Source organism: Rhodovulum sp. P5 (assembly GCF_002079305.1).
Classification (GTDB): Bacteria; Pseudomonadota; Alphaproteobacteria; order Rhodobacterales; family Rhodobacteraceae; genus Rhodovulum.
In genome coordinates, this window is record NZ_CP015039.1 from 281,549 (window position 1) to 298,882 (window position 17,334).

Genomic DNA, 17,334 nt, shown 5'->3' on the forward strand with positions numbered 1-17,334 from the left:
GCTAGCCTAGGCGGGCAGCCGAGGATTGCAACGGAGCTTGTGTCTCAGGTTCGGGCAAGGGGTCGATGTTCCAGACATCCGCCATATAGCCGCGGATCGTCCTGTCAGAGGAGAACCACCCCGACCGCGCCGTGTTGCAGGCCGCCATCCGACGCCAGGCGTCCGGATCGGCAAAGGCGGCATCGACACGGCGCTGGGCATCCCAGTAGGCCGTGAAGTCCGAACAGACGAGGAAATAGTCATGCCCGGTCAGGTTCGCGACCACGCCGCGGAACCGGTGCCGGTCACGCGGCGAAAAGACGCCCTGCGAGATTGCCTTGAGCGCGTCGGCAAGCCGCGGGTCGGCGGCGATGGCTTTGCGCGCGTGATCCTCGATCTCGCGGCGGGCCACGACCTCATCCGCGGTCATGCCGAACAGGAAGAAGTTGCGCGCGCCCACCCGTTCGCGGATTTCCACATTGGCGCCGTCCAGCGTGCCGATGGTCAGCGCCCCGTTCAGGGCGAATTTCATGTTGCCGGTGCCCGAGGCCTCTTTGCCCGCGGTCGAGATCTGCTCGCTGAGGTCGGAGGCCGGGATCAGGCGTTCGGCAAGGCTGACATTATAGTTCGGCAGGAACACGACTTTGAGGTACCGGTTGGTGTCGGGGTCGTTGTTGATCAGCGCGGCCACGTCGTTGATCAGGCGGATGATCTCTTTCGCGAAGACATAGCCCGGCGCGGCCTTGCCTGCGAAGATCTTCACCCGCGGGACCCAGTTGCCGTTGGGGTTGGCCTTGATGTCCTGCCAGAGCGCGATGGCCTCAAGGATGTTCAGATGCTGGCGCTTGTATTCGTGGATGCGCTTGATCTGGACGTCGAACATCGCCTCGGGGTCGACCTTGACGTCATGGGCGGTCGCCAGCCAGTTCGACAGGTCCACCTTGTTGTCGCGCTTGGCCGCGGCATAGGTGTCAAGGAAGGCCGGGTCGGTCAGGCTCGGCTCCAGCTTCTCAAGCTGTTCGAGATCGTCAACCCAGCCCTCGCCGATGGTGGCGGTGATCAGGCGGCTGAGCCGCGGATTGGCCGACAACACCCAGCGACGCGGCGTGACGCCGTTGGTCTCGTTCACGATGCGGTCGGGATGCAGGCGGTGAAGCTCGGCAAAGACGGTCTGCTTCATCAGTTCGGTATGCAGCGCCGACACGCCGTTGACCTTGTGCGCCATAACGAAGGCCAGTTCGCCCATCTTGACCTCGCCGTTTTCGCGCAGGGTCACCTTGCGGTCGGGCTGCTTGACGGCATGGGCGGCATCGATCCGCTCGATCAGTTGCATGTGGCGCGGCAGAAGACGGGTCATCAGGTCCTCTGACCAGCGTTCCAGCGCCTCGGGCATCAGGGTGTGGTTGGTGTAGGACAGACAGCCGCGCGCGGTCACGATGGCCTCGTCCAGCGGCATGCCGTTCTCGTCATGCAGAAGCCGCACCAGTTCCGGCCCGGCAATCGCGGGGTGGGTGTCGTTCAACTGGATCGCGGCCTTTTTCGGCAGATCGGCCAGGGCGCCGCCTTCCAGTTTCAGACGGCGCAGGATGTCGCGCAAGGACGCGGCGGTGAAGAAATACTCCTGCTTCAGCCGCAGTTCCTTGCCCTGTTCGGTGGTGTCGTCGGGGTAAAGGACCCGGCTGATCGTGCGGGCCAGCGCCTCCCCCTCCGCCGCGGCGGCGTATTCACCACGGTTGAAGCGTTCGAGGTCGAAGCCCTGCACCGGCTGCGCCGACCACAGGCGCAGCGTGTTCGCCCAGCGGCCATTCCAGCCGATGATCGGCGTGTCGAAGGCCGCGGCGATGACCGCCTGTTCGCCATGCCAGACGGATTTGCCGTTTTCCTCGACCACCTCGCCGCCGAAGGACATGCGGAACTGAACGTCGCGGCGCTGAAACTCCCAGGCGTGGTACTGGTTCAGCCAGTCTTCGGCGGTTTCGATCTGCCGCCCGTCGACGAAGGACTGGCGGAACAGCCCGTGTTCATAGCGGATGCCATAGCCCACGGCAGGACAGCCGATGGTCGACATCGATTCCATGAAACAGGCAGCCAGCCGGCCAAGGCCGCCATTGCCGAGGGCCGCATCCGGTTCGTCCAGCAGGACAGCCTCTGGCGAGAGACCCAGGTCCTTCAGCGCGGTGCAGGCCTGTTCGTTCAGGCGCAGGTTGACGATGGCGTCCTCCAGCAGGCGGCCGATCAGGAATTCCATCGACAGGTAGTAGACCCGCTTGGCCTTGGCCTTGCGCGTTGCATTGGCCGCGGCGAACCAGCGGTCCATCAGCCGGTCGCGCACCGCCAGCGACAGCGCGATGCGCCAGTCCTGAAGGGTTGCGTGCTCCGTATCGGTGCCAAGTTCGTAGGTCAGATGACGCATGATCGCGTCGCGCATGTCAGCGGCGGTCAAGGAAGCCTCCGGATGTGGTCAGGATACGCCAGGCGCGTTGCCTGAGGTATGGGCGAAAAACCTGTCCGGCTTCAAGCGCAAGCTTCACATGTGTGAATTGGGGCCCGGTGCCGACACAGGTGGCCGGGACCGGCGGTGCAATGGCGCGCGGCGTCGGGACCGGACGGGTCAGACAGCGACCAGACCCGCCGATCCAATGGCACAGTTTGAGGACTTGCCGGGTGAGATTGCCCGATGCTGGGCGCGAAAAACGCCGCGACCAAAGGGGCCGACCGCGGGTGCGTCGTCGCTCCGGTACGGTGCCCGCTGCTCCTTGGCACCTGCGGATAGTGTCCCCGTATCCGGCCCCGGTGCGGCGGGCCACCCGTTTCGCAGTGATGGTAATTCAGGCGATTTTCAGAACTGCGCGGCATCCGCAGGCAGGACGATGAAACGCCGCAGCCCGATGCGCGGGAACGTCGCAGCCGCCGCAGACGAATCAGGCGCCCCGGCGCGCGGAAATCCTGTGCCGGCCTTTTTCACCGCGCACGGAGCACCGCCGACACCGGGGCAAGCTCGAACGCCATCGAAGAGCTTTCCAGCGTCCAGGCGTAGAGCGCCTTGACCGTTTCGGCATAACTGTGCGCGACCACCACGGCGTGCCCGTCGCGTTTGGCCGGAAGTACGCCCGCATCCAGCATGTCGACCAGCCGGGCAGTGCTGAGCGGAACCTCGTCATCCAGGACAGAGACCCCGGCAAAGTCGACCCCGGCCTTTTGCGCAAGCTCCGCCGCCTGCCCCCCTGCACCACTGTCGGACAGCAGACCATGACCGGTCTGTTTCAGTCGTGCCACCAGTTGCGGGAGGGGCGCCCCAGCGTCCGGGCCCGAGAGGTCGAGAACCGCGACGGATCGATCAAGGGCGTCCGGCTGTCCCGCCCCCCCCAGCGTCACGACCTCGAACCCCGCCGCGCGGTAGGCCGCTGCCGCCTCGTCCGCATCGGGCCGCGCCGGGTCGATGGCGAACGTGACGGGGAATGGAAAGGCCAGCAGGATCGTCCGCCGCAGCCCCATCTCGCCGACATCGATCAGGACAATCGACACCAGCGCCCCGCCACTGTTTGGCGTGAACGGCACGGCGTTGCGCTCAAGGGCCGGGTCTTGCGCCGGCATGTCGGTCGCCACAGCGGGCGCAGCGTGTAACACGGGCGCATCGAAGGCACCGAACGCAGGCGCCGGGTCTGCGGGGGCTGCCGTCGGCTTCGTATCCGGCTCTTCGGTGCGGCTCTGGACTTCGGTCTCGGGGGTGGCCGGGCCAAGCACGGCGGGGCTGGGAAACACCGGATCCTCCGGTGCCATCTCGGGCGGGGCCTCTGCCACCTGAGGCGTCATCGGTTCACCGGCAAAGTCGGTCAGCGGCGCCGGGGCCGCGACAGGCGCGGTTTCAAGATCGGAGACACCGGCAAGATCGGCGATCCCGCCCGGGGCCGCCACGCGCGGCGCGCTGCGCGGCTCTTGCGCGGTTTCTGTCTGCGCCTTTGCGGGCTCCGCCGTCTGAACGCCAAAGGCCGACCCCGGGGGCAATTCGATATCCACGGTCGGACGCGCCGCCTGAACCCGCGGCGCGGTGGTCTGCGGGACCGGGGTTTCGCGGACGGGCGCCGGCGGGGAGACTGGCGCGGGATCGTCTGCGACGGCAGGGTCCTGCGCGGCGACGCTGGGTGCGGGGGGCGTTTCGGGGACGGTCAGAACCGGCTGGGGCTCTGGCACTTGGGGCGTTTCAGGTTCCGCCGCCGCGTCGTCAGCCACCACGGCGACAGGCGGGTCGCCCGTGTCAGGCGCGGGCAGCGGATTGGCCAGCGAGATCAGCACAAGGGTCACCATCGTCACCAGCGCGCCCCAGACGATGCCGCTTATCACGCCCTTGCCCATGTCCTGCTCCGACCTGCTGCTGTTGCCTCGTGCCGCTGCGGGGTCGCGCCCGCGCCGCCGCCCCTTGACCGGGGCGTGCCGCTCTGAGCATGTATAGCCCGACCGTGACCCGGGTTCACCCCCTTTCGCAAAGGTGTTCCGATGCTGCTCCTGATCGATAACTACGACAGTTTCACCTATAACCTAGTGCATTACCTAGGGGAGCTTGGCGCGGAAACGAAGGTGGTGCGCAACGACGCGCTGAACGTGCAGGAGGCGATGGCCCTGCGCCCCTCTGCAATCCTGTTGTCGCCCGGTCCCTGCGACCCGGCGCAGGCGGGCATCTGCCTTGCGCTGACCCGGGCTGCGGCAGAGACGGATATCCCGCTGATGGGTGTCTGCCTTGGCCATCAGACGATTGGCGAGGCGTTTGGCGGGCGGGTGGTGCGCGCGGGCGAAATCGTCCACGGCAAGATGGGCACCATCGCGCATGACGCCACCGGGGTGTTCGCCGGGTTGCCGTCGCCGTTTCAGGCGACGCGCTATCACTCCCTGATCGTCGAACGCGAAAGCCTGCCCGACTGCCTTGCGGTCAACGCCTGGCTGGACGACGGGACGATCATGGGCCTTTGCCACCGCGAAAAACCGATCCACGGGGTGCAGTTCCACCCCGAAAGCATCGCGTCCGAACATGGGCACCGATTGCTGAAGAACTTCCTCGATACCGTGAAGGAACCCGCATGAGCGACGATCTTAAACCGCTGATCGGGCTGGCCGCCGACCGCCCGCTGACCCGTGCCGAGGCAGAGGCCGCATTCGAGGCGCTGTTCGAGGGCGAGGCAACCCCCAGCCAGATCGGCGGCTTGTTGATGGCGCTTCGGACACGGGGTGAAACGGTGGACGAATTCGCCGCGGCCGCGGGCGTGATGCGCGCCAAGTGCAAAAAGGTCGAGGCGCCCGAGGGCGCGATGGACATCGTCGGCACCGGGGGCGACGGCAAGGGGACGCTGAACATCTCGACCGCGACGGCCTTTGTGGTGGCGGGCGCGGGCGTGCCGGTGGCCAAGCACGGCAACCGGAACCTGTCGTCCAAATCGGGCGCGGCGGATGCGATGGGCCAGATGGGCATCAACGTCATGATCGGCCCCGATGTCGTGGAAAAGGCGCTGAAGGAGGTCGGGATCGGCTTCATGATGGCGCCGATGCACCACCCGGCGATGGCCCATGTGATGCCGACGCGGATGGAACTGGGCACGCGGACGATCTTCAACATCCTCGGGCCGCTGACCAACCCTGCCGGTGTCAAACGGCAACTGACCGGCGCGTTTTCGCGCGACCTGATCCGACCGATGGCCGAAACACTCGGCGCGCTGGGGTCGGAGGCCGCATGGCTGGTGCATGGCGGGGACGGCACTGACGAGTTGTCCATCGCAGCCGTGTCCTATGTCGCCGAACTGTCTGGCGGCGCGGTGACCGAGCGCGAGGTGCATCCCGAAGAGGCTGGCCTGCCCGTGCATCCGTTCGAGGATTTGCTGGGCGGCACCCCGGAACACAACGCCCGCGCCTTTGCCGTGCTGCTGGACGGCGAGGTGTCGGCCTATCGTGATGCGGTTCTGCTGAATGCCGCCGCCGCGCTAGTCGTGGCTGGCAAGGCCGCGCGCCTGACCGAGGGCGTTGAGATGGCGCGCGAGAGCATCGACAGCGGTGCCGCGAAGGCCAAGGTCGAAGCTCTGGCCGCAATCACCTCGGAGGCCGGATGACCGACCCGGATGGTTCGGTGCTATCCCAACGGCTGGAGGCCATCGCGCGCGACACCGGGCTGACGGACGGGGTCAAGAAGGAACTGATCGCCGCCCTGTCCGCACAGGCGGAGGCAAAAGCGGGCCGCGAGGCCGAGCAGACGCGCTTTGCAGCCCAGCACCGGCGCGGACGGTGGAGCACGCCGCTGGCGGTGGCGCTGACGGGCCTCATCACCCTGTCGGGAAACTTTGCCTTCTACTATTGGCGGGCCGACCAGGCGGCCGTGCACCAGTCGGCCCAGGCGGATCAGGACGCCGCGAATGCCCGCCAGATCGCACAGGCCAATGCCGAGGCCGAGCGTCGATTGCAGCGGGACAAGTTCGAGGCAGAGCAGAACCAGGCCGCCCTGTCCTTCCAGTACGAAGTCATCAAGAGTGAACTGGCCAAACGCGAAAGCCCCGAGGCCCGCGCCAATGCCCTGCGCTTTCTGGTGCGCGTCGGCATTCTGGGGGAACCGCTGATCCTGAGCGAGATCGACACCATCATCGCCGAGGTTCAGGGCGGCGACGCGGACGCGCTGCCCCCCGTTGGTGGCGCCGGCACGGAATATTCGCACGACTATTCGCCCTGCAAGGACACGCGCTTCATCGACCGGGCCGGGCCGATGATGGTGGACCGGATGCGCAAGGTCGGCGGGCTGGACGGGATCGCCATCTCTCCCGATGCGCCGGCATGGATCGCGGCGCTGCGGGATGTGCTTGCGGACAACGGCGTCTGTGCCCCGGACCAGATCGGGATGGTCTTCGCGATTGCAGCGATCGAAACTTCCGGTTTTTCCCGGTTCGAGGTAACGGCCGAGCAAGCCCGCGACATATTCGAGCGGTTCTATGAAGGGCGCGAAGGGCTTGCCTCTGAGCTTTATCCCGAGGACGGTGCCGTCGAGAAATTCCGAAACCGCGGCCTGAACATGGTTTTCGGTCGGCCGAACTACGAATTTCTCGCCACGGCCCTTCAGCGCCCTGAATTGCTGGACGACCCCGACCTTCTGGCCCGTGACCCGGAGCTGTCCGCACGCGCGGTGGTTGCCACCTATCGGCGTTTGGGACTATTCAGCCGATGCCCGCCGGGAAATTGCGATGTCGATCACATCCTGCGACGGACGCTTGGGACGACAGCGATGTCCGGGCGCGTGCAGGACATGATCGCGGCAGCCACGAGATATCTGGAAGAAGCCCAATGACCGATACGATCCTCGACCGCATCAAGGCCTACAAGCTGGAAGAGGTGGCCGCCGACAAGGCCGCGAAGCCCCTGTCAGAGGTGGAGGCCGAGGCCCGCGCCGCAGCCCCGGTGCGGGGGTTTGCGGCCGCGCTGACGGCGAAGGCCGCCACCGGCTATGGCCTGATTGCCGAAATCAAGAAGGCCAGCCCCTCCAAGGGGTTGATCCGCGAAGAGTTCAACCCGCCCGAACTTGCCAAGGCGTATGAATCCGGCGGCGCCGCCTGTCTGTCGGTGCTGACCGACACGCCGTCCTTCCAGGGGGCCAAGGCGTATCTGACCGCGGCCCATGACGCCGTGGCGCTGCCCTGCCTGCGCAAGGATTTCATGTACGACATCTATCAGGTGGCCGAGGCGCGGGCGCTGGGCGCCGACTGCATCCTGATCATCATGGCAAGCGTTTCGGACGCGCAGGCGGCCGAGTTGGAAGATGCGGCCTTCGGCTGGGGCATGGACGTCCTGATCGAGGTGCACGACGCCGCGGAACTGGATCGCGCGCTGGCGCTGAAATCCCCGCTGATCGGGATAAACAACCGCAACCTCAAGACCTTCGAGACCACGCTTGAGACGACAAAGGCGCTTGCGCCCCGCGTGCCAGCCGACCGCCATGTGGTCAGTGAATCCGGCCTCTACACCCCCGCCGACCTGGCCGAGATGGCCGGGCATGGCGTGCGCCGCTTCCTGATCGGGGAAAGCCTGATGCGGCAGGCGGACGTCACCGCCGCGACGCGTGAGATCCTGTCCAACCCGCTGGTCGGCGCCGACTGATGGCGGACCTTACCCATTTCGATGCCGAGGGCCATGCCCATATGGTCGACGTCTCCGACAAGGCCGTGACGTCCCGCGTGGCCGTGGCCGAGGGATGGGTGAAAATGCGGCCCGAGACATTGGCGCTGGTGACCGAAGGCCGGGCGAAGAAGGGCGACGTTCTGGGCGTGGCGCGGCTGGCCGGGATCATGGGGGCGAAGAAGACCGCCGATCTGATCCCGCTGTGTCATCCCCTGCCCGTGACCAGGGTCGCGCTGGAGTTGGCCCCCGACACCGCCCTGCCCGGCGTGCGGATCACGGCCACGGTCAAGACCACCGGCCAGACCGGGGTCGAGATGGAGGCGCTGACCGCCGTCTCAACCGCCGCGCTGACGGTTTATGACATGCTGAAGGCCGCCGAGAAGGGGATGGAGATCGGCGGTATCAGCCTGACCCTGAAGGATGGCGGCAAGTCCGGCCGGTACGAGGCGCCCGCATGATCTCCGTCGACGCGGCGCTGGCGCAGCTTTTCGCGCTCGTCTCCCCCCTGCCGGTGGAGGATGTGCCCTTGGGCGAAGCTGCGGGCCGCGTTCTGGCCCGCCCCGTCGCCGCGCGCCGGGATCAGCCGCCCTTTGCCGCCTCGGCGATGGATGGCTATGCCGTGCGGTCGGAGGATGCGACCGTCGGCGCAACGTTGACCGTCATCGGAGAGGCGCGCGCGGGCGAAGGCTTCACCGGAACGGTGGGCGCGGGAGAGGCCGCCCGCATCTTCACCGGCGCGCCGGTTCCCCCCGGCGCCGACCGCGTCGTGATCCAGGAGGACGTGAACCGCGACGGCAACCGGATCACCCTGACCGACCGGCTGGACAAGGGGCCGCATATCCGGGCGATGGGCGCCGATTTCCGCGCCGGCGATACTATCTGCGCGCCCCGGCGCCTGCGTCCTGCCGATCTTGCGCTGGCCGCGGCGATGAACCTGCCCACCCTGCCCGTGCATCGCCGCCCCGATGTGGCCCTGATCGCGACCGGCGACGAACTGGTGATGCCGGGGGAGGATCCGGGGCCCGACCAGATCATCGCCTCCAACAGTTTCGGGCTGAAGGCGATGATCGAGGCCGAGGGCGGGATTGCGCGCCTTTTGCCGATCGCGCGGGACACGGTCGCCTCTCTGAAAACCGTCTTTGCGCTGGCGGAAGGGGCCGATCTGATCATCACCATCGGCGGTGCCTCGGTCGGCGACCACGATCTTGTGGCCCCGGTGGCGGCAGAGCTGGGGATGGAACAGTCCTTCTACAAGGTCGCCATGCGGCCCGGCAAACCGCTGATGGCGGGCCGCATGGGCACCGCGGCGATGGTGGGGCTGCCCGGCAACCCGGTGTCGGCGCTGATCTGCGGGCATGTCTTTTTGCTGCCCATGCTGCGGGCGATGCAGGGTCTGCCCGCCGAACCGGCCCCGTTGCGGCGCGGCGTTCTGGCCGCCGATGTGGCCGCCAACGGCCCGCGTGCCCATTACATGCGCGCCCGGATCACGCCAGAGGGTCTGGTGCCCTTCGAAAAACAGGACAGCGCGCTCCTGACAATCCTGACCGAAGCGCAGGCGCTGATCGTCCGCCCCCCCAGCGATGGCCCGCGCGGCCCTGGCGAGGCTGTGGATTACCTTCCGCTCTGATTGCGGCAACTTGACACAAAACGAGAACATGGATAGAACATGGGCGAACGGATCATGTTCGAGGGCCCTATGCTGACGCGCAAACAGCTCGACCTGCTGGAATTCATCCACAAGCGGATGCGACGGGACGGTGTCCCCCCATCCTTTGACGAGATGAAAGAGGCGCTGGACCTGCGGTCCAAATCCGGCATCCACCGCCTGATCACCGCGCTGGAGGAACGGGGTTTCATCCGCCGCCTCGCCCACCGCGCCCGCGCCATCGAGATCGTCAAACTGCCCGAGGCGCTGGAGGCCAAAGGCTTCCACCCCAGGGTGATCGACGGCGACGTAGCGCCGCCCCCGCCCGCCGGCGCGATGGAGGTCGAGGCCATCCACGCGCTGGAGGTGCCCGTCATGGGCCGGATCGCCGCGGGCACCCCGATCGAGGCGATCTCGGAAGTGTCGCAGCGTATTGCCGTGCCGGGAAACATGGTGTCGGGCAAGGGCCATCACTATGCGCTGGAGGTCAAGGGCGACTCGATGATCGAGGCCGGGATCAATGACGGCGACGTGGTGGTGATCCGCGAACAAAACACCGCCGAGAACGGGGAAATCGTCGTCGCCCTTGTCGATGGCTACGAGGCGACGCTGAAGCGCTTTCGCCGCAAGGGGGACATGATCGCGCTGGAGGCCGCGAACCCGGCCTTTGAAACCCGTATCTTGCGCAGGGATCAGGTGAAGGTTCAGGGCCGGTTGGTCGGGCTGATCCGCAGTTACTGAGACCACGGGCGCCGGCCTGCCACCTCTCTTGCGCCGACAATGCGCGGGCCCTCGGGCCCTGCCCAGATCGCGATGGCACCGGTCTTTTCAAGGTGACGTCGGTCGAACAGGATGCACCCCTCCGGCGGTGACGTGACGGTTTGGGGCACCACGACCCAGCCCATTTGACAGGCCGGGCCGATATGATCCTGCCAACCGCGGCCGGTGGTCAGCGTGATCCGGGTATCCCCCACCATCGCCCATCGCGCCGTCGGTGTGCCGCCCAATCCGGGTCGGGCGAAGGCGGTTTCCTGATCGGCGAGGTCGCCGTCGTTTTCCAGCCAGCTCAGCGCGACAAACCCCTCGCCCCGCGGTTTGGAAAGCGCCCGCCCCTCTGGCCCGATGACCCCGATCAACCCGCCGCTTTCTGCGATCAGCAAAGGGGGGCGGGCCGTCTGTGCCCAGATCACAAGCGCCGCAACCACCGGCGCTACCCCGCCCCATCGTGCGCGCCCCTGCCAGAGCAGAACCCAGACCGCCCCAAGCGCCAGCAGGGGCAAGACGAAGGGCCCCGGCGCGACCACCGGCCAGACCGCGCCCTCCAGCCCCGCGACCCAATCGGCCACCCCAAGGATCCATGCAATGCCCCAGCGCATCGGTTCCAGCCCCAGCCCCGCCAGCCCGAACGGGGCGAGGCAGGCCGCCACGACCGCCGCAGGGATCACCAGCGTGCCCATCAGCGGCACGCTCAGCAGATTGGCCAGCAATCCGTACTGGGCGACCTGGTTGAAATGGGCCGCGCCGAAGGGGGCCGTCGCCAGCCCCGCCACGACGGAGGACAACACCACCGCGAGCGGCGCGCGGAGGGCACGCGGTACGCGCTGAAAACGCTCCGGCAAATCCCGCAGCGCGCTGAACACCGCCACCAGCGCCGCAGTTGCGGCAAATGACATCTGGAACCCCGCCTGCGTCAGGCTTTCGGGCGCCAGCAGCAGAACGATCAGCGCGGCCACGGCCACCGCCCGCAAGGTCAGCGCCCGGCGATCCGCCAGAACCGCGCCCAGCACCACCGCCACCATGACAAAGGCGCGTTCCGTTGCGACATTGCCCCCCGACAGGGCCAGATAGGCCGACCCCGCCCCCAACGCACCAACAGCGGCGATCTTCTTGATCGGCGCGCGCAGGACAAGCCACGGGATCAGCGCCAGCCCGAACCGAAGACCGCCGAAGACCACCGCGGTCAGCAGGCCCATATGAAGACCGGAGATCGCCAGAAGATGCGCAAGATTGGCATCGCGCAGGTTTTCAACGGTACCCCTGGACATTGCGGAGCGGTCGCCGGTCAGGATCGCGGCGGCAAAGGCCCCCTGATCGCCGGGCAGACGGGCCCGCAGTGCGGCGGACAGGTGCATCCGAACCCGGTTGACCGGCAGCGACAGGCCACCCGCCAGGGCGGACATGGCCACGGCGGGGCCGCGGGCATAGCCGACCGCCCCCAATCGGTCGAACCACGCATGGCGGCGGAAGTCGAACCCGCCCGGTTCCGCCGGGGCCGCTGGCGGGGACAGATGGGCCATGGCGGCGACGCGCGTGCCGGGCACCGGTGCGTTCAGCCCCCACGGGCTGTGCAGCGACAGGCGGATGCGGGCGGGCGTTGCCCCGGGCGGGATACCCTCCAGCCAGACGCGGTCAAGGGTCAGGCGCGGCGCATCGGACAACGACCGGTCAAGGGCCAGAACCCGTCCCTCCACCGCCCCGTAGAACCGATGCTCAAGCTTGGGCGCGGCCACCAGATGGCTGCGGCCCCCGGCGAGCGCCAGCCCGAGCGCCACGAGGGCGATGCCTGCCAGAACGGGACCCCACCGGCCCGGCCACCGCGTCGCGGCAAGCCCGAGCAGAACCCCAAGCCCCGCGGCAGCGGCAAAGACCCAGACCGATGGTTCGACCCGAAGCGCGAAATAGAGCCCGATCCCGATCGCCAGCAGAACCGGGGCCCATGGAAACAGATGCCCCCTCTGGGCCTCCAGCGCGCGAAGCGGCCCCACCGCTTGTCCTCTCCGAACCGATCTCCTAGACAGGCGGCAACGTTATCTCCACCCAAGTGAACAAAAGGTTAACGCCCAATGACCCACGCGTCGGACGCCCCCGTGGTCACCCGTTTTGCCCCGTCGCCCACCGGCTTCCTGCATATTGGCGGGGCCCGCACGGCGCTTTTCAACTGGCTCTATGCCCGGGGCCGCGGCGGGAAATTCCTGCTGCGGATCGAGGATACCGACCGTGCGCGGTCGACCCCCGAAGCGACCGAGGCGATCCTGAAGGGCCTGACCTGGCTGGGCCTGGACTGGGACGGCGACGCGATCAGCCAGTTCGCCCGCGCCGACCGGCATGCGGAGGTCGCGCAGGAGATGCTGGCCAACGGCCACGCCTACAAGTGTTTCGCGACGCAGGACGAAATTGCCGCCTTCCGGGAACAGGCCAAGGCCGAGGGACGCTCCACCCTCTATCAAAGCTCGTGGCGAGAGGCCGATCCGGCGGACCATCCCGACGCGCCGTATGTTGTCCGCCTGAAAGCGCCCCGCGAGGGCGCCACGGTGATCGAGGATCAGGTGCAGGGCAATGTGACCGTTCAGAATGCGCAGCTTGACGACATGGTGTTGCTGCGGTCGGACGGAACGCCGACCTATATGCTGGCGGTGGTGGTGGATGACCACGACATGGGCGTGACCCATGTTATCCGCGGCGACGATCACCTGAACAACGCCGCGCGGCAGATGCAGATCTATCAGGCGATGGGCTGGGACGTGCCGGTCTGGGCGCATATCCCGCTGATCCACGGGCCGGACGGCAAGAAGCTGTCGAAACGCCACGGCGCGCTGGGGGTCGAGGAATACCAGGCCATGGGTTACCCGGCGGCGGCCGTGCGCAACTACCTTGCCCGGCTGGGCTGGTCCCACGGGGATGACGAGTTCTTCACCGATGCGCAGGCGCTGGACTGGTTCGGCTTTGACGGAATCGGCAAATCCCCTGCACGGTTCGATTTCAAGAAGCTCGAAAACCTGTCGGGCCAGCATATCGCCGCGATGGACGATGCTGCACTGCTGCAAGAACTGACCGAATTTCTGGCCGCAACCGGGCAACCCGACCTGACCGCTGCACAAAAAGATGGGCTTGAGCGCGCCGTGCCGATGATCAAGTCAAGCGCGAAGACATTCCCGCAACTTATTGAGAAGGCGCACTTCGTCTTGGCCACGCGTCCGATCGTGCCGGACGAAAAAGCGGCGAAGGCGCTGGATGATGTATCCCGTGGTATACTGGCTGAATTGACGCCGCAGTTGCAGCGTGCTAGCTGGTCCCGTGACGCGCTGGAAGCGGCGGTCAGTGAGGTTGCCGAAGCAAGGGACATGAAACTCGGCAAACTGGCAGGCCCCTTGCGCGCCGCACTGGCCGGGCGCACCGTATCGCCCAGCGTATTCGACATGATGCTCGTCATCGGCCGGGAGGAAACGCTCGCCCGCCTGACGGACGCCCAGGGCTGAGGCACGGTGCCGAAAGCCCAGCACGCCACTGGCCGGTGCCGTCCATGGGAACGCGGCGCCGGTTTTCCGAAAGAAGAGGGACTTTCATGGCTGACGGCAACAAGACTGCAACGCTGACCCTGGGAGATAAATCCATAGACCTTCCGGTGCTGACACCCAGCGCCGGCCCCGAGGTCGTGGATATCCGGAAGCTCTACTCCGGCATGGGGATCTTCACCCACGATCCGGGCTTCACCTCGACATCGTCCTGCGAAAGCTCGATCACGTTCATCGACGGCGACAAGGGGGAACTCCTCCATCGCGGTTATCCCATCGACCAGCTGGCCGAGAAATCCCACTTTCTGGAGGTCTGCTATCTGCTGCTGTACGGCGAACTGCCGACCGCGGCGCAGCTTGAAGACTTCGAGAACCGCGTCACGCGCCACACCATGGTGCATGAACAGATGCACCGCTTCTTCACCGGGTTCCGGCGCGATGCCCACCCGATGGCGGTCATGGTCGGTGTGGTGGGCGCAATGTCGGCCTTCTACCACGACTCCACCGATATCGCCGATCCGTGGCAGCGCGAGGTCGCCTCGATCCGCCTGATCGCGAAGATGCCGACGATTGCGGCGATGGCCTATAAATACACCATCGGCCAGCCCTTCGTGTATCCGCGCAACGACCTCGACTATGCGTCGAACTTCCTGCGCATGTGCTTTGCGGTTCCGGCCGAGGAATACGAGGTCGACCCGATCCTCACCCGCGCGATGGACCGGATCTTCACGCTGCACGCGGACCACGAACAGAACGCCTCTACCTCTACCGTGCGTCTGGCCTCCTCTTCGGGCGCCAACCCGTTCGCCTGTATCGCCGCGGGCATTGCCTGTCTTTGGGGCCCGGCCCATGGCGGTGCGAACCAGGCCTGTCTGGAAATGCTGCGCGAGATCGGCACGGTCGACCGCATCCCCGAATACGTCGCCAAGGCGAAGGACAAGAACGACCCGTTCCGCCTGATGGGTTTTGGCCACCGGGTCTACAAGAACTTCGACCCGCGCGCGAAGGTGATGAAGCAGTCCGCCGACGAGGTGCTGGACCTGCTGGGGGTCGAGAACAACGAGACGCTTCAGGTCGCCAAGGAGCTGGAGAAGATCGCGCTGGAGGACGAGTATTTCGTTTCCAAGAAACTCTACCCCAATGTCGATTTCTATTCCGGCATCATCCTTGACGCGATGGGCTTCCCCACCTCGATGTTCACCCCGATCTTCGCGCTGTCGCGCACGGTGGGCTGGATTTCGCAGTGGAAGGAAATGATCGCCGATCCGGGGATGAAGATCGGCCGCCCGCGCCAGCTTTATACGGGCGCGACGATGCGCGACTACGTCGACGTCGAGGATCGTTGAGACATCGGGCCGCCTTTGGGCGGCCCTTCTCATTCCGGGCCGTGCAACTCATGCGCTGCATGTCGGACAAAACATGTTAAACTGTTCTCATTTGAAGCGGGAGTGAGCGGCACTTGCGCCTTTCACTTTTCCAAGAGCGAATGGGAAATGACATGATGAGTATGAATTTGCGTGCCGCGCTGGGTGCGGTACTGGCCCTTTTGGCCCTGACTGGGCCAGCGGCCCATGCCGCGGATCTGAAAACCATGAAAATGCCATCGCGGTCCGGCCAATACACCGTCTCGTGGAGGGGCATGGCCGACAAGATCTACATCCGCTATACCGTTGTCCGGCACGAAGGCCTGTACCACGTCTGCGGCAACTACGCGATGACGGGCCATTCCCAAGGGACCTCCTTCCGAAAGGGCATACGCAGCATGTACATCACCCTGGATGACAAGGAGATTCTGCGGAACCTGATCTTCTTTACCCGCCATGCCTCTCGCGACGCGCTTGTCGGCGGCAAGGCGGCCTGCCGCAAGACCAAGACCAAGGCCACCGGCGGCGGTCACCAGATCGGCATCGGTTCGGGCAAGACGATCTTCAATGACTGATCCCCGCCCTGCGCGCTTCAACGCCCCTCGTACTGTGCCTTGCGCTTTTCAAGGAAGGCAACGACCCCTTCCTTGAAATCCCGGGTCGCCCCGCAGGCACCCTGCAATTCGGCCTCAAGCGAAAGCTGCGCCTCCAGATCGTTGTCGAAGGACGACCGGATCGCCCGTTTGACATGCTGATAGGCCACGGTCGGCCCGGTGGCCAGTTGCGTGGCGCGGGCCTGCCAGTGGGCCGTAAAACCGTCCTCCGGCACCGCCTCCCAGATCATGCCCCAGTCGGCGGCCTGCCGCGCGGGGATCGGTTCGGCAAACAGGGCGGCCGCCATCGCCCGGGCAAACCCCATCTGCCGCGGCAGCCAATAGGTGCCGCCCGCATCGGGGATCAGCCCGATCCGGGTGAAGGCTTGCAGGAACATCGCGGCTTCTGACGCGATCACCACGTCGCAGGCCAGCGCAAGATTGGCGCCCGCCCCCGCCGCCGGGCCGTTCACCGCCGCAATCGTCGGAATGGGGCAATCAAAGATCGCCCGCAGCATCGGTTCATATTCATCCCGCAGCGTCCGTTCGAGATCGATATTGCCGATATTCGCCTTGTCGCCCAGATCCTGCCCGGAACAGAAGGCCCGCCCCGCCCCGGTCAGCACCATGACCCGGGCTTCCTCTGCGGCGTGGCGCACGGCGTCGCGGATCTCCGCCCGCATCTGGGTGTCGAGGGCGTTCATGACCTCGGGACGGTTCAGCGTCACCGTGGCGATGTCGTCGGCAACGGTATAGTCGATGACCTTGTAGACCATGGGTACAGTTCCCTCCCGCTTTTGCCGCAGATTACAGGGATCGGCAGGAAGGGGAAGACCGACGCAGGGGAATGCGTCAGCCCTGCCCGCCCATGATTTCCTTCAGCCGCGCCTCTTCCTCGGCGCTCAGGGCCTGCGGCTCATTGCTGTCGCGCCCGCGGCGGGAGCGGATATAGAACACCCCCGCGATCAGGCCGAGCCCCAGCATCGCCGGACCGGCGACATAAAGCACGAGGTTGGAGCCCGTCGCCGCCGGCTTCAGCAGGACATATTCGCCGTAGCGATCCACCAGATAGCCGATGGCCTCGTCATCGGTATCCCCGGCGACCAGGCGTTCGCGCACCAGAACGCGCAGTTCCTTGGCCAGCGACGCGTTGGAATCGTCGATGCTTTCATTGCGGCAGACAAGGCAGCGCAAACCCTTGGAGAGTTCCCGTGCGCGCGCCTCCAGCGCCGGATCGTCTAGGATTTCGGACGGCTCCACCGCAAGCGCCGGCGCGGCAAGGCCAAGGGAAAGGGCAAGGATCAGGCGTTTCAGCATTCGTT

Annotated in this window: 15 protein-coding genes; 10 read left to right on the forward strand and 5 right to left on the reverse strand. The window is 66.3% G+C overall.

What is annotated here, in order from left to right; all coding sequences use genetic code 11:
* Position 1: 1 nt before the first annotated feature.
* On the reverse strand, positions 2-2,407 hold the full coding sequence (locus RGUI_RS01415) for a glycogen/starch/alpha-glucan phosphorylase (RefSeq protein ID WP_081531419.1): 2,406 nt from the start codon (positions 2,405-2,407) through the stop codon (positions 2-4).
* A 533-nt stretch (positions 2,408-2,940) separates the two neighbouring features.
* Positions 2,941-4,332, reverse strand: a complete 1,392-nt coding sequence (locus RGUI_RS01420; RefSeq protein ID WP_081531420.1) for a divergent polysaccharide deacetylase family protein — start codon at positions 4,330-4,332, stop codon at positions 2,941-2,943.
* 141 nt (positions 4,333-4,473) lie between these two features.
* On the opposite strand from RGUI_RS01420, the gene RGUI_RS01425 reads away from it, so the two are divergent.
* The 7 genes from RGUI_RS01425 (at position 4,474) to lexA (ending at position 10,504) form a co-directional block, all read left to right on the forward strand.
* Positions 4,474-5,055, forward strand: coding sequence for an aminodeoxychorismate/anthranilate synthase component II (locus tag RGUI_RS01425; RefSeq protein WP_081531421.1), 582 nt, complete (start codon positions 4,474-4,476; stop codon positions 5,053-5,055).
* Positions 5,052-6,071 (forward strand): anthranilate phosphoribosyltransferase, encoded by a 1,020-nt coding sequence (trpD, locus tag RGUI_RS01430; RefSeq protein WP_081531422.1) that lies wholly within the window; start codon positions 5,052-5,054, stop codon positions 6,069-6,071. The genes RGUI_RS01425 and trpD overlap by 4 nt, the downstream gene beginning before the upstream one ends.
* The gene (locus RGUI_RS21060; RefSeq protein ID WP_156882834.1) at positions 6,068-7,291 is read left to right on the forward strand and encodes a hypothetical protein; all 1,224 of its coding nucleotides are present in this window, start codon (positions 6,068-6,070) and stop codon (positions 7,289-7,291) included. The genes trpD and RGUI_RS21060 overlap by 4 nt, the downstream gene beginning before the upstream one ends.
* Positions 7,288-8,097 (forward strand): indole-3-glycerol phosphate synthase TrpC, encoded by an 810-nt coding sequence (trpC, locus tag RGUI_RS01445; protein ID WP_081531425.1) that lies wholly within the window; start codon positions 7,288-7,290, stop codon positions 8,095-8,097. The genes RGUI_RS21060 and trpC overlap by 4 nt, the downstream gene beginning before the upstream one ends.
* Positions 8,097-8,576 (forward strand): cyclic pyranopterin monophosphate synthase MoaC, encoded by a 480-nt coding sequence (gene moaC / locus RGUI_RS01450; protein WP_081531426.1) that lies wholly within the window; start codon positions 8,097-8,099, stop codon positions 8,574-8,576. Before trpC ends, moaC begins: the two co-directional genes overlap by 1 nt.
* Positions 8,573-9,745, forward strand: a complete 1,173-nt coding sequence (glp, locus tag RGUI_RS01455; protein ID WP_081531427.1) for a gephyrin-like molybdotransferase Glp — start codon at positions 8,573-8,575, stop codon at positions 9,743-9,745. The genes moaC and glp overlap by 4 nt, the downstream gene beginning before the upstream one ends.
* Before the next feature lie 69 nt (positions 9,746-9,814).
* The gene (lexA, locus tag RGUI_RS01460) at positions 9,815-10,504 is read left to right on the forward strand and encodes a transcriptional repressor LexA (protein WP_081535917.1); all 690 of its coding nucleotides are present in this window, start codon (positions 9,815-9,817) and stop codon (positions 10,502-10,504) included.
* Here the strand turns inward: lexA and RGUI_RS01465 are convergent.
* Positions 10,498-12,528, reverse strand: coding sequence for a ComEC/Rec2 family competence protein (locus tag RGUI_RS01465; RefSeq protein WP_081531428.1), 2,031 nt, complete (start codon positions 12,526-12,528; stop codon positions 10,498-10,500). The genes lexA and RGUI_RS01465 overlap by 7 nt on opposite strands.
* Before the next feature lie 78 nt (positions 12,529-12,606).
* On the opposite strand from RGUI_RS01465, the gene gltX reads away from it, so the two are divergent.
* From gltX to RGUI_RS01480, 3 genes are all read left to right on the forward strand, one after another.
* On the forward strand, positions 12,607-14,019 hold the full coding sequence (gene gltX, locus RGUI_RS01470; protein WP_081531429.1) for a glutamate--tRNA ligase: 1,413 nt from the start codon (positions 12,607-12,609) through the stop codon (positions 14,017-14,019).
* Positions 14,020-14,105: 86 nt separating this feature from the next.
* Positions 14,106-15,401: a citrate synthase gene (gene gltA, locus RGUI_RS01475; RefSeq protein ID WP_081531430.1), complete on the forward strand. Its 1,296-nt coding sequence runs from the start codon at positions 14,106-14,108 to the stop codon at positions 15,399-15,401.
* A gap of 155 nt (positions 15,402-15,556) precedes the next feature.
* On the forward strand, positions 15,557-15,994 hold the full coding sequence (locus RGUI_RS01480; RefSeq protein WP_156882835.1) for a hypothetical protein: 438 nt from the start codon (positions 15,557-15,559) through the stop codon (positions 15,992-15,994).
* A gap of 17 nt (positions 15,995-16,011) precedes the next feature.
* Here the strand turns inward: RGUI_RS01480 and RGUI_RS01485 are convergent, their stop codons facing one another.
* Positions 16,012-16,788 (reverse strand): enoyl-CoA hydratase-related protein, encoded by a 777-nt coding sequence (locus tag RGUI_RS01485; RefSeq protein ID WP_081531432.1) that lies wholly within the window; start codon positions 16,786-16,788, stop codon positions 16,012-16,014.
* A gap of 76 nt (positions 16,789-16,864) precedes the next feature.
* Positions 16,865-17,326, reverse strand: a complete 462-nt coding sequence (locus RGUI_RS01490) for a cytochrome c-type biogenesis protein (protein ID WP_081535918.1) — start codon at positions 17,324-17,326, stop codon at positions 16,865-16,867.
* Between the last annotated feature and the right edge of the window lie 8 nt (positions 17,327-17,334).

Bases quoted from the DNA above. Each gene is read 5' to 3' on its own strand.
- RGUI_RS21060 (WP_156882834.1), top strand. From the start codon at position 6,068: ATGACCGACCCGGATGGTTCGGTGCTATCCCAACGGCTGGAGGCCATC.
- gltX (WP_081531429.1), top strand. From the start codon at position 12,607: ATGACCCACGCGTCGGACGCCCCCGTGGTCACCCGTTTTGCCCCGTCG.
- trpC (WP_081531425.1), top strand. From the start codon at position 7,288: ATGACCGATACGATCCTCGACCGCATCAAGGCCTACAAGCTGGAAGAG.
- RGUI_RS01485 (WP_081531432.1), bottom strand. From the start codon at position 16,788: ATGGTCTACAAGGTCATCGACTATACCGTTGCCGACGACATCGCCACG.
- lexA (WP_081535917.1), top strand. From the start codon at position 9,815: ATGCTGACGCGCAAACAGCTCGACCTGCTGGAATTCATCCACAAGCGG.
- gltA (WP_081531430.1), top strand. From the start codon at position 14,106: ATGGCTGACGGCAACAAGACTGCAACGCTGACCCTGGGAGATAAATCC.
- RGUI_RS01420 (WP_081531420.1), bottom strand. From the start codon at position 4,332: ATGGGCAAGGGCGTGATAAGCGGCATCGTCTGGGGCGCGCTGGTGACG.
- trpD (WP_081531422.1), top strand. From the start codon at position 5,052: ATGAGCGACGATCTTAAACCGCTGATCGGGCTGGCCGCCGACCGCCCG.
- RGUI_RS01480 (WP_156882835.1), top strand. From the start codon at position 15,557: ATGAGTATGAATTTGCGTGCCGCGCTGGGTGCGGTACTGGCCCTTTTG.
- moaC (WP_081531426.1), top strand. From the start codon at position 8,097: ATGGCGGACCTTACCCATTTCGATGCCGAGGGCCATGCCCATATGGTC.
- RGUI_RS01425 (WP_081531421.1), top strand. From the start codon at position 4,474: ATGCTGCTCCTGATCGATAACTACGACAGTTTCACCTATAACCTAGTG.
- glp (WP_081531427.1), top strand. From the start codon at position 8,573: ATGATCTCCGTCGACGCGGCGCTGGCGCAGCTTTTCGCGCTCGTCTCC.
- RGUI_RS01415 (WP_081531419.1), bottom strand. From the start codon at position 2,407: ATGCGCGACGCGATCATGCGTCATCTGACCTACGAACTTGGCACCGAT.